Below are 12,597 nucleotides of genomic sequence, written 5' to 3' on the forward strand. Positions count from 1 at the left end.
CGCCGGCGATGCCCTCAGGCTTTGTCGCCCCGCAGTTCGCTGACACGCGCTTCCAGTGACGCTGCATTCGCGGCCTCCGCAGGCAGCGGTGCACCACCCACCAGTTCGATCTTCGACCAGAACCGGCGTGGCAGACGCGCACGGCGCAAGGCACCGTCACGGCGACTGAAGATACTGCCCCACATGCCTCGCAGCGCCAGCGGCACGACGGGCACCGGCCGACGCGCAAGGATGCGGTCCACGCCAGGGCGGAAGGTCTGGATGTCACCGTCGCGCGTCAGGCCACCTTCCGGGAAGATGCAGACGACCTCTCCGGCCGCCAGTGCCTCGTCGATCTCGTCGAACGCCTTGTCCATCAGCGCCACATCCTCGTTACGCCCGGCGATGGGAATCGCCTTCGCGGTGCGGAAGACGAAGCGCAGCACCGGGATGTTGAAGATCTTGTAGTACATGACGAAACGCATGGGGCGGCGCACGCTGGCCATCAGGATCAACGGATCCATGAAGCTCACGTGGTTGCACACGACCAGCGCGGCACCTTCGTCCGGCACGTTCTTCAGACCGTCCACCCGCACCCGGTAAAGCGTGTGCACGAGCACCCAGGTGATGAAGCGCATCATGAATTCGGGAACGAGGGTGAAGATGTACACCGCGACCGCGATGTTGATCAGCCCCGTCACGAGGAAAATCGTCGGCACGGAGAGTCCCAGCGCCGTCAGGCCGATGCCGAAGCCGGAAGCGGCACAGATGAAAAGCGCATTGACGATGTTGTTGCCCGCGATCACGCGCGACAGGCGGTCGCGAGGCGCGCGACTCTGCACGAAGGCGAACAGCGGGACGACGTAGAAGCCCGCGAAGGCTCCGATCATGGTCAGGTCGAGCGCGGCGCGCCACGCTCCCGGCACGGCGAGAAAGGCCAGCCAGTCGAGCGAGGCGCCGGGCGTCACACCGGGCCGCGCGAAGAACAGATCGACAGCGAATACGGTCAGGCCGAACGCGCCCATGGGCACCAGGCCGATCTCGACACGTTTGCCCGACAGCCTCTCGCACATGAGCGAGCCCACGCCCGTACCCAGCGAAAACAACGTCAGCACGAGCGTATTGACCGAACCGTCCCCGCCGAGGATGTGGCGCGTGTAGTTCGGCAGCTGCGCGATCATGACGGTGCCGAAGAACCAGAACCACGAGATGCCGAGCACGGCGTTGAAGACCGCGCGATCGGCGTTCGTGATCTTCAGAACCCGCCAGGTTTCGCTGAGCGGGTTCCAGTTGAACTTCAGATCGGGCGCGGTCGCGGGCGCGGGAGGTACAGACCGGCTGACGAGGTAACCGGTCACCGCGATCGCGATGGTCGTCAGCGATGCCGCGAGCGTTCCGTAGCCGGCGATCAGCATCAGCGAGTTGCCGACGATCATGCCGATCAGCATCGCAAGCTGTGTACCCATCTCGACCAGCGCATTGCCGCCGACGAGTTCGCTGCGATCGAGGGTCTGCGGAAGAATGGAATACTTGATCGGGCCGAAGACGGTCGAATGGATACCCATCAGAAACAGGACGACGAGCAGCAGCGATACGTGGTGAGTGAAGAAGCCGACGGCCGCGATGGTCATCGCTGCGATTTCGAAGAGCTTCACGTAACGGATGATCCGGGTTTTCTCGAACTTCTCGGCCAGCTGTCCCGCCGTGGCGGAGAACAGGAAATACGGCAGGATGAAGAGCGCGGGCGCGAGGTTCGTGTATAGCGAGACCTCGGCGTCCGGCAGGCTCATCTGGAAGGCGACCAGCATCACCATCGCGTTGCGGAACGCGTTGTCGTTGAAGGCGCCCAGCGCCTGGGTCCAGAAAAAAGGTGCGAAGCGGCGCGTGGCGAGCAGTGAGAACTGGGACATCCGTGATCGACCCTCTGATTTTTCCGGAGTGTAGCTGAGACGTGGGTCACCGTGGCCGGCACACCCGGTCTCGTCGCGGTGCGCTGCGTTTTCAGGAAAAACCTCACGGACAGCAACGGCGGGTTCCTACCTCGCCGCCTGCAAGCAGATGCCATCCTGACCGGCATGATTGCCCACGATCCAAGGAAGACATCCCATGACAAGAAGGAAGAGAGCACCGGACCACACGCGCCACCCCGAACCCTGGCTTGTCGCCACCGTGCTCGCGGCGGCGCCTTTCGCGGCCGTCGTCGCCCAGGACGCGCGCACCGTCGGCGGTTACGTGCCACGCCTGGAAGTACGCGACAGTGACGTCTTCGACAACGGCCGGAGCATCCACCACGACATCGTCGTCGTCCGGGAAGTGAGCCCGAGCGTCGACGAGAAGGTCGTCATCGTAAAGACCGTCGTCAACCAGCTGCCTACCGTGCAAGGTCTCCACATGTGGGGCGGCCGGGAGAGCGAAGACAACTACGGAAACATTCTGACCCTGCCCCTGCATTACGAGGTGGAAACCACCCTGACCGCACCGGACCTGCAGGACGGACAGGTGCGCCTGATATCGCAGGCACCCCGTTCGGATGGCGCGACCGATCGCACCTTCGTGGACAAGGTCGGCGTGAAGACCAGCGTGGGCGCGGGCGCGAGTACGGAACTGACGGCGGCCGTGTCGAAAGACAGCGGTTTCTCGTGGGGAAAACTGCCTGTCTCGTTCAACGCGGGATTCGAGCAGACATCGGAGCGCAGCGTCACAATGACGCTGAAAGATTACTTCACCGAGAGCGCCGTCACGAAGAACGCCGCAGGTGAGGCATCGGCGCTGTGGCGATTCCGGCTGGCGCCCGACATCGCCAACGACGTTTGGTATTCGTACTCGCACTATCGGGTGGGGCCAGGCTGGCTGTTCACGCTCCCCACGACGACTCCGATGATGCAGCGAGCCACGATCGAGACCGTCTCGGAGTGGCGCCTCCCGGGTGGCTACAGCGGTCCCATCGACATCGCCACGCGCAGCTCCGTGGACAACTCCACGCGGCTCGCGCCGACGTCATCGATGGAGACATGGCGCGACGACGACGCCGGCATCGGCCATCTGACGCGCATCGACCTCGGCTCGCCGCATCTCGAACGGCAACCCGTCGTGAGATTGCAGTCCCTCGCAGGCGAGGGCCATTGCCTCACCCAGCCTCAGCGGGACCAGCCTGCCGTGGCGTTGGCGCCGTGCAAAGGCGGCACCGACGGTGCGGAGCAGCAGTGGTATCTCGACAGCGACCATACCTACCGCAACGTCGCGAGCCGGCTCTGCCTTGCCGCGGATCCGGCGGGTGGCGGCGTCAGGACCGAATCCTGCGCAGGCTCCATGCTGAACAAGCAGTGGCAGTGGCGCGCCGACCGCCTGCACTCCACTTACATGGACGGAGGTTCCTGGCGCCTTCATGTACGCGACGGCGTACCCCGGGCTATCTTCGATCCCGTGCGACACCAGGAGATCGGCAGCAACCCGTTCCATCATCTGCTGCGACCGTGGTCGTCGTATCCGCAGGCACCGACACCGGGCGATGTCGTCCCGGCTGTCGCGGGTGCCTCACCCGCCATCTCCCAGGGACTGCTGCGGCACAAGGCGGTCAGTGCGGAAGAACGTTGGCAACCCTTGCCGATCGATTCGAACCGTTAGCCGATGTGGCGTGGCGGCCTCACGCTCGTGAGAGCGCGCGGTGTGCGATGTCGTGGCGGAAATACATGTCGGCGAACCGCACGCTGCCGAGCGCCTCGTAGGCCGACGCGCGGGCGGCCGCCACGTCCACGCCCAGCGCGCAGACGGTGAGTACCCTGCCCCCGGCGGTGACGGCCTGCCCGTCGGCATTGTCGGCCGTACCCGCATGGAACACCTTCACGTCCGCACCGAAGTCACCCTCCGCGCCGGTGATCACATCGCCGGCGCGGACCTTGCCCGGATAGCCGCCCGCGGCGAGCACCACGCCCAGCGAGGGGCGCGGATCCCACTCGGCGGTGACGTCGCCGACGCGGCCATCCAGCGCCGCCTCGATCAGATCGACCAGGTCCGAACGGAGGCGCAGCATGATCGGCTGCGTTTCCGGATCGCCAAAGCGCACGTTGAACTCGATGACCTTCGGCGCGCCCGCCTTGTCGATCATCAGCCCCGCATAGAGAAACCCGGTGAACGGCGCACCGTCGGCGATCATGCCGTCGAGGGTGGGCTGGATGATCTCGCGCATGACCCGCGCCGAGACCTCGTCGGTCACGACCGGGGCGGGCGAATACGCGCCCATGCCGCCCGTGTTCGGGCCGAGGTCGCCGTCGTCGCGCCGCTTGTGATCCTGACTGGTCGCCATCGGCAGCGCATGCCTGCCATCGGCGATGACGATGAAGCTGGCTTCCTCCCCGTCGAGGAATTCTTCGATGACCACACGGGACGAAGCGTCACCGAAGGCCTGCTGACCGAGCATGTCCTCGAGCGCGGCTTCCGCGTCTGCGAGCGTCATGGCGACCACCACGCCTTTACCGGCGGCGAGGCCGTCGGCCTTGATGACGATCGGGGCGCCGGTACCGCGCACATGCGCGAGCGCAGGCGCCAGCTCGGTAAAGACCGCGTAGTGCGCCGTAGGAATGCCGTGGCGGGCGAGGAAGTCCTTGGCGAAGGCCTTGCTGCCCTCCAGCTGCGCCGCGGCGGCGGACGGGCCGAAGCAGCGCAGGCCTTCGGCGGTGAAGCGATCGACCACCCCGGCGACGAGGGGAACTTCGGGGCCGACCACGGTGAGGCCTACGCCTTCGGTTTTCGCCAGGGCCACGAGACCGTCGATGTCGGTGACCGGGACCGCCGCGTTACGGAGGCCCTGCTCACGTGACGTACCCGCATTGCCGGGAGCGACGATGACCTCGTCGACGCGGCCCGACTGGCCGAGTTTCCAGGCAAGCGCGTGTTCGCGACCGCCGCCGCCGATAACGAGGACCTTCATGCTGCTTCTCCCGACAAGTAGCCGGAGATTCTATCAGCCGCGTGCGGCCAGCATTTCCAACAGGAGGCCGCGCGGCAGTTTGCCGGTCTCGTTGCGCGGCAGCGCCTCCACGACGCGCAGCGGGCGCGGCAGAAACACCGGGTCCATCGCCTGGCGCAAGGCGGCCAGTACGGCCTGCTCGGTCATCCCCGGCGCTACCACGAGGCCCGCGATGCGGCGGATGCCGGAGGCGTCGGCATCGTCGAGCTGGAACAGTACGCCGTCGCGCACGCCGTCTATGGCCAGCAGACGGCGATTGAGGTCGCCCAGCGAAGCGCGCTTGCCGGCGATCTCGAGGAGATCGGTGTTCCGGCCGCGGAGCTGAAAGCGGCGCCCGCCGTCGTGCAGCGAGACGATGTCGGCAAGGGCGATCGGCTCAGCGAGCTGCGGCGCGTCGACCAGGGTCCCATCAGGCTGCGGATGCAGCGTCACACCCTGGTAGAGCGACCAGTCGTCGTCGGTCGCGGTGCGTCGACTGGCGAACACGCAGGTTTCGGTCGAACCGAACACCTCGTGCAGCGGTGCGCCGAAGCGCTCTTCCGCCGCACGCGCCAGCTCCACCGGCATCGGCGCGGTCGCGGAGACGAACGCGGCGAGGCTGGGCAGGACGACGCCGGACTCGACCAGCGCGCGAAGGTGCACGGGCGTCGTCACGAGTGCGCGCGGTTCCGGCATCGAGGCCAGCGCGGCGGCGACATCGGCCGGGAAAAACGGGCGACCCGAATGGACGCTCACTTCGGACAGCAACGGCATCAGGACCGACATCTCCATGCCGTACATGTGCTGCGGGGGCACCGTGGCGACGACATCGAAGGCGCGTCCGATGGTGCCACCGAGCATCGCGGCGTTACCGGCATTGCTGGCGACGAAGCTGCCCCAGGTCTTTACGTTGGGCTTGGGCCTGCCGGTGGACCCGGAGGTGTAACCGATGGCGACCACGGCGTCCGTCGGGATCGAGGGCACCTCACCGCCGGCCAACGACGTATCGTCCAGCGTCGGCATGCGCAGGTAGCCGGCCGGTGCGGGCGCCAGGGCCAGCTCGCCGATGGCGTAGGAGCCCGGGTGGCTGGCCATGACCTCGTCGACCGCATGCGTCGCGCGCGAAGGGGGCAAGAGGTTGATCTGACCACGCGTGACCAGCGCCGCGAAGGCGACGAGGAAGGCGTAACGGTCCTCGCAGAGGTTGACGGCGCTGTCGGCCTCGGGAAGCAAGGCGGCCACCTGGCGGACGTGGGCCAGGAAGGTGGACGCGGTGACGGCCCGACCGTCACGCCAGGCGATGGCGCGCGACGGCGCGCCTACCAGCAACGGTAACGATGGCGCGGTCTCGCGCCCGGTGATTTCGTAAACGGTCGACAACGTGATTCCCCCTGTCAGGCGCGGATGATAGCGCCGGTGAGGGCGTCGCGGATGGTGGTCGGGCGCTCCTGGCCGCCCAGCGGAGCGTCCAGCGCAGCATCGAGGCGGTCGCCGAAATAGCGCTCGAGGGTCGCCACGTCGCGAGCGGGCGGCTCACCATGCGGGTTCGCGCTGGTCGACGCCAGCGGTGCGCCGAACACCCGGCAGAGCGCCGCCGACGGTTCGTGCGCCGTCACGCGCAGTGCGATGCCGGTGTGTGCGCCCGCCACCCATGCGGGTACGCGCGCGCTACGCGGAAACACCCAGGTATGGGGACCTGGCCATGAGCTGCGGACATCGCGAAGGATCTCCGAAGAAACGGCGGCTACGTCGATATACGGCTCGACCTGCGCGAAGTCCGCCGCGATGAGCAACACGCCCTGGGTCGGCGGACGCCCCTTCAGCGCGAACAGACGCTCGAACGCGCCTTGATCGTGGGGATCGCAACCGAGGCCAAAAACGGCCTCGGTGGGGTAGGCAATGACGCCACCCTCGCGAAGCCGGTCGGCGGCCAGGGCGACGTCGGGAAGAGTGAAACGTCGCATATCAGTCCGCGGCAGGCGCCGCCGTTTTCGATGCCGGGGCCGCGGTTTTTTTCACCGCCGCCTTTTTGGTTGCGCTTTTCTTCGTGGCGGCCTTCTTCGCGGCAGTCTTCTTCGTGGCCGTCTTCTTCGTCGCGGTCTTCCTGGCGGCCGTCTTTTTCACGGCCGTCTTCTTCACCGCGGCGTCCTTGGTCGTTGCCGTCTTCTTTGCCGCGGCCTTCTTTGTCGCGGTTTTCTTGGCGGCGCGACCGCCACGCGGCTTCTTGACCGGTGCGGCGGCGAGCAACTCGCGACATTCGGCCTCGGTCAGCGACTTGGGCTCCTTGTCCTTCGGGATGCGCGCATTCTTCTCACCGTCGGTGATGTACGGCCCGTAGCGGCCGTTCAGCACCTGCACGCCGTCACCGAAGTCGGTGATGATGCGGTTCGCGATGGCTTCGAGCTTCTCCTGAACGAGCTGCAGGGCCCGCGGCAGCTCGATGGTGTACGGATCGTCTTCCGGCTTGAGCGAGGCATAGGTGCTGCCCTGCTTCACGAACGGCCCGAAACGACCGACACCGACCGTGACATCGTCACCGGCTTCCGACTGGCCGAGGTTGCGCGGCAGCTTGAACAGCTCCATCGCCTCTTCGAGGGTGATGGTATGCATGCTCTGGCCGGGGCGCAGGCTGGCATAGGTCGGCTTGGCCTCGTCGTCCTTGGTGCCGATCTGGGCGTAGGCGCCGTAGCGGCCCAGGCGCACCGACACGGGCTTGCCCGATTTCGGATCGTCGCCCAGTTCTCGCGCACCGGTCGCCTCGTTTCGGTCGACCGATTCGGTCTTGTCGTCGACCAGCGTCTTGAACGGCTGCCAGAAGCGCTCGAGCAGCGGCACCCACGCCTCCTCACCGCGGCTGACGGCGTCGAGCTCGTCTTCCAGCCGGGCGGTGAAGTCGTAATCGACGTACTGGGTGAAGTGCCCCGACAGGAACTGGCTGACCGCGCGGCCGACGTCGGTCGGCTTGAAGCGCCGGCTTTCGAGCAGGACGTATTCGCGACTGAGCAGCACCTGGATGATGCTGGCGTAGGTCGACGGACGACCGATGCCGTATTCCTCGAGCGTCTTGACAAGGCTCGCTTCCGAGAAGCGCGGCGGCGGCTCGGTGAAGTGCTGGTCGGCCACGATGGCGGCGACGGGCACCACCTCGCCCTGCTTCAGGCGCGGCAGACGACGCTGATCTTCATCCTCGTCACCCTTCTGATCCTTGCCCTCTTCGTAGACGGCCAGGAAGCCGGGATCGATGACCGTGGTGCCCGTGGCGCGGAACGCGGAGTCGCCAACCGGAAATTCCACGGAAACCGTATTCAGCGTGGCGTGGATCATCTGGCAGGCGACGGTGCGCTTCCAGATCAGCTCGTACAGCTTGCGCTGGTCGTCATTGAGGAACGACGCGACGCTGCGCGGCGTACGCATGGCTGAGGTCGGGCGGATCGCTTCGTGCGCTTCCTGGGCATTCTTGGACTTGGACTTGTAGACCTGTACCGCGTCAGGCAGGGCGTTCTTGCCGTATTCGCTGGCGATCAGCCCGCGCAGCTCGGCGACCGCGTCGTCGGACAGCGCCACGGAGTCCGTACGCATGTAGCTGATGAGGCCGACGTTGCCCTCGCTGCCGATGCTCACACCTTCGTAGAGGCCCTGGGCCACACGCATGGTGCGGCTGGTCGAGAAACCGAGCTTGCGCGCGGCCTCCTGCTGCAGGGTGGAGGTGGTGAACGGCGGCGCGGGACGGCGCTTGCGCTCCTTGCTGGCGACCTCGCCCACCGTGAAATTGCCAGCGGCGGCACGCTCGAGCGCGGAACGCGCGGCGGTGGCATCGGCCTCGTTGGTGAGGTCGAACTGCTCGAATTTCTTGCCGTCGAGCCGCACGAGGCGGGCGTCGAACGCACCGTCCTTGTGGGTCAGGTTGGCCTGGATCGTCCAGTACTCGCGGGCCTGGAACGCTTCGATCTCGAGCTCGCGCTCGACGATCATCCGCAGCGCGGGCGACTGCACACGGCCAGCCGACAGGCCGCGCTGCACCTTGCGCCAGAGCACCGGCGAGAGATTGAAGCCGACCAGGTAGTCCAGCGCGCGACGCGCCTGCTGGGCGTCGACCATGTCGTGCGAGAGCTGTCGCGGATTGGCGACGGCTTCCTTGATGGCCTTGGGCGTGATTTCACTGAAGACCACCCGCTGGACGTCCTTGCCCGCCAGCAGGCCGCGTTCGCGGAGGATCTCGCTGATGTGCCAGGAAATGGCCTCACCCTCGCGATCCAAGTCGGTCGCGAGATAGATGCTGCTTGCCGCCTTAGCCGCCTTGGCGATCGCATCGACGTGTTTCTCGTTGCGTTCGATGACCTCGTAAGCCATGGCGAAGCCGTGTTCCGGGTCGACCGCGCCCTCTTTAGGTCGCAGATCGCGCACGTGACCGTACGACGCCAGCACCTGGAAGTCGGCCCCCAGGTACTTGTTGATCGTCTTGGCCTTGGCCGGCGACTCGACGATGAGGAGGTTCTTTGCCATGCGTTAACCGATTCCAAAGGCCGCCGGGGCGAGTGGACCCCAGGGCATGTATATATTTAGTGGGGGCATACCACCGTGATGCCTGTCAAGCGCCGGATGCTTACATCACGCGCTGATAACGGTTTCCGGGGAGGCTTGCGACCTCACCTTCCAGCTCCAGCATCAACAACATGGAAGACAATGGCCCCGCAGCGAGACCCGTCGTGCCCACCAGGGCGTCCAGAGAAGCGGGATCGTACCCCATGACGTCGAGCAGGCGGCGATATTCCTCATCCTCGCGCCAGTCGAAGGGGCCGCGCTTCGCCCGCCCGGTGGCCGGCTTCGCCTCGCCGGCGGCCAGCCGCTCACGCAGCTGAGCCCCCAGTTCCATGGCCGCGGGCGCCAGCGCCGCGAGGACCTCGTCGGGACGCTGGACCAGACGGGCGCCTTCGGCGATCAGCGAGTGACAGCCCTCGGCCAGGGGATTGTGGATGGAGCCAGGCAACGCGAAGACGTCCCTGCCCTGCTCCCCGGCGACGCGCGCGGTGATCAGCGAGCCCGAGCGCAGGCCGGCCTCGATCACGACGACGCCCAGGCTCAGGCCGGCGATGATGCGGTTGCGCTCGGGGAAATGGCGGGGCAGCACGGCGGTACCGGGCGAATATTCACTGACGATGGCCCCGTGGGCCGCGATACGGCGGGCCAGGGCGTGGTGTTTGCGCGGGTAGACCCGGTCGGGGCCGGTGCCGATCACGGCGATGGTCGGCTGTCCGGCGTCCAGAGCCGCCTCGTGCGCCGCGCCGTCGATGCCGTCCGCCATTCCGCTGGTCACCACGAGGCCACCCTCGGCCAGCCCGGCCGCGAACCGCCGTGCATTGGCGAGTCCCGGGACCTGAGCCTTTCGTGCGCCGACGATGGCGACCTGGGGTCGCAGGAGCAGCGAAGCGTCACCTTTGACGAAGAGCGCCGCGGGCGGATCCGGGATGGCCTCCAGCTGCGGGGGAAAGTCTTCTTCCGTGCACAGCAGCAGGCGCTGGTCGTCGGCGCCCTTCACCCAGGCCAGATCGGCGGCCAACGCAGCCTCGTCCGGCTGAGCCAGCCAGTCGCGGCCCTCGGGTTTCAGGGAGCTCTCGTGCCGGGTCAGCCAGCCCAGCAACGCCGAGGCGCTGCCACGTGCGACGAGCCCCTCCCGCAGGTTTCGCGGCGTGAGGCCCGGGGTCCGCAGAAGGATCAGCCAGGCGCGAAGGTCGTCGGTGTCGGTCATCCGCGCAGTGTAGACACTGCGCGGCGACTTACTGTCAGCGGGCGGCTTGACGCCACCGGCGATTATTCCGGCAGAACGAGCTTTTCGCCCTTCTTGATCGGCCGGAGTGCGTCCATCACGAGCGCGTAGCTGACATGGTCGAACGTGCGGAAAACCATGATGTGGCCCGCGAACTCGTCCGGCAGCTTGACCTTTGGCGACGTGTCGCGGCGCTTGTAGTTGCCCCTGACTTCGTCGGGAATGACTTCGCCCTGGTCCATCACCGTGAAGGTGGCACCGTTGTCGACGCCGTCGGCCGAGCCGGCGGAAATCGATACGACCTGGCGGCTGCCGGCGTAGTTGCCGTCCGCGATGCCGATGACGCGGCCGTCCGCCGGCACGCTCTTTGCGGCGTGCGGATAGAAGTACGGGTCGTAGGGCGTGTCGTCGATCTGCGTAAGGCGATCACCCTTGCGGATTTCCAGGGTCGAATCGACCAGGACCAGGCTCGTCACGTCGCCCTTGGTCGCGATGACTTCCGCCGTGCCGATGACCGATACCTCGACACCGCGATCGTCACCCTTGCCCGTGTGCGTGTCGTGACGCGAATCTTCCTGCCAGGGGCTGTTGGCCATCGAGGCATCGCTGTCCAGTTCGTCCGCGACGAACGAACCGTGGCCCGGGTTGTTCAGCATGTCCAGACCACCGGGGTTTCCGCCATGGTCGCGGAAACGATTGGTCGGGCGGACGATGGCCCAGCGCTGACCCAGCTGCGCCGAGTCCAGATCACGGGCGTAGATCTTGTTGCCCGGTGAGGCGCGCAGGTGCGATTCCTCGAACCCGACGAGGTACGGCAACTGTTCGACCGCGTCGGCGTCCATGACACGCATTTCCTTCAGGAACATGCGCAGGTCGCCGAGCGGGATGGCCGCGACCGCTTCGCCTTCATGGCGGATGCCCGGCTGCAGGCCGACGCGCGGACCGCCTCCGGCCATCGACAGATTCAGAACGTCACCCGGGTAGATCAGGTGCGGGTTGCGGACCTGGGGATTGGCCTGCCAGATTTCCGGCCACAGCCATGGCTTGCTCAGAAAGCGGGCGGAAATATCCCACAGCGTGTCGCCCTTGCGGACCGTATAGGTATCCGGATGGTCGGGACGTAGCTGGGCCGCTGCGGCATAAACGGCCACAGTGAAGAACATGCCGCCGAGCAGCATGGCGAACTTCTTGATCATGCGGGATTTCCCCCTTCCCCGGTGCTGTCGCGAGTGTAACTGAATCGTTAACGGGCACAATACGTGGCGTCGCTCGCCCGGCCCCCGGCGCGCGCGTAGAATACAGGCTCATCCTACAGGTTGCCGCTGGTTGGATTTCGCCGATTTGCCCGCAAATTTGCGGTCAGGCAGGCGCCGCAGTGGCCCGCGCATACGTTCAAGGTGACACCGTGTCCACCCTCACCATCCTCGAATTCCCCGATCCCCGCCTGCGTACCGTCGCGGCGCCGGTCACCGTCTTCGACGCCGAACTCAAGCAGTTCGTCGCGGATATGTACGAGACGATGTACGCCGCGAACGGCGTCGGGCTGGCCGCCACCCAGGTCAACGTGCACCAGCGCGTCCTCGTCGCCGACATGAGCGACAACCGTGACGAGCCGATGGTGCTGATCAATCCGGAGATCCTCGAGAAGGACGGCCAGCAGGTCTATCAGGAAGGTTGCCTGTCGTTTCCCGGCATCTATGCCGACGTGACCCGTGCGCTGCACGTCAAGGTTCGCGCGCAGGATGCCGACGGCAAGGAAATCCTCGTGGACGTCGAAGGCCCGCTCGCGGTGTGCATCCAGCATGAGATGGACCATCTCGCCGGCAAGGTCTTTGTCGACTACCTGTCGCCCCTCAAGCGCGGCATGCTGCTGAAACGCATGGAAAAGCAGCGCAAGGCAAGCGCCTGA

At 66.4% G+C, this 12,597-nt stretch carries 9 protein-coding genes; 2 read left to right on the forward strand and 7 right to left on the reverse strand.

Annotated elements, in window-relative coordinates:
- Positions 1-14 precede the first annotated feature (14 nt).
- Positions 15-1,889: an MFS transporter gene (locus J2X57_RS07085; protein WP_036109507.1), complete on the reverse strand. Its 1,875-nt coding sequence runs from the start codon at positions 1,887-1,889 to the stop codon at positions 15-17.
- Between the two features lie 196 nt (positions 1,890-2,085).
- Between J2X57_RS07085 and J2X57_RS07090 the strand changes: the two genes are divergently transcribed.
- Complete coding sequence (locus J2X57_RS07090) at positions 2,086-3,603, forward strand: RICIN domain-containing protein (RefSeq protein ID WP_309865250.1); 1,518 nt, start codon at positions 2,086-2,088, stop codon at positions 3,601-3,603.
- A 19-nt stretch (positions 3,604-3,622) separates the two neighbouring features.
- On the opposite strand, the gene purD is transcribed toward J2X57_RS07090, so the two are convergent.
- From purD to J2X57_RS07120, 6 genes are all read right to left on the reverse strand, one after another.
- Positions 3,623-4,906, reverse strand: coding sequence for a phosphoribosylamine--glycine ligase (purD, locus tag J2X57_RS07095; RefSeq protein WP_309865253.1), 1,284 nt, complete (start codon positions 4,904-4,906; stop codon positions 3,623-3,625).
- Positions 4,907-4,939: 33 nt separating this feature from the next.
- Entirely contained in the window at positions 4,940-6,304 is a 1,365-nt protein-coding gene (locus J2X57_RS07100; RefSeq protein WP_036109503.1) for an AMP-binding protein, read from the reverse strand.
- A 14-nt stretch (positions 6,305-6,318) separates the two neighbouring features.
- Positions 6,319-6,888 (reverse strand): Sua5/YciO/YrdC/YwlC family protein, encoded by a 570-nt coding sequence (locus J2X57_RS07105; protein ID WP_309865256.1) that lies wholly within the window; start codon positions 6,886-6,888, stop codon positions 6,319-6,321.
- A gap of 1 nt (position 6,889) precedes the next feature.
- On the reverse strand, positions 6,890-9,427 hold the full coding sequence (locus J2X57_RS07110) for a DNA topoisomerase I (protein WP_043696433.1): 2,538 nt from the start codon (positions 9,425-9,427) through the stop codon (positions 6,890-6,892).
- A 100-nt stretch (positions 9,428-9,527) separates the two neighbouring features.
- Positions 9,528-10,670, reverse strand: a complete 1,143-nt coding sequence (gene dprA, locus J2X57_RS07115) for a DNA-processing protein DprA (protein ID WP_309865259.1) — start codon at positions 10,668-10,670, stop codon at positions 9,528-9,530.
- A 62-nt stretch (positions 10,671-10,732) separates the two neighbouring features.
- Positions 10,733-11,884: a LysM domain-containing protein gene (locus J2X57_RS07120; protein WP_309865261.1), complete on the reverse strand. Its 1,152-nt coding sequence runs from the start codon at positions 11,882-11,884 to the stop codon at positions 10,733-10,735.
- 209 nt (positions 11,885-12,093) lie between these two features.
- Between J2X57_RS07120 and def the strand changes: the two genes are divergently transcribed.
- Positions 12,094-12,597, forward strand: a complete 504-nt coding sequence (gene def / locus J2X57_RS07125; protein WP_036109486.1) for a peptide deformylase — start codon at positions 12,094-12,096, stop codon at positions 12,595-12,597.

Origin of the sequence: Luteibacter sp. 1214 (assembly GCF_031455395.1) — a bacterium.
GTDB lineage: Bacteria > Pseudomonadota > Gammaproteobacteria > Xanthomonadales > Rhodanobacteraceae > Luteibacter > Luteibacter mycovicinus.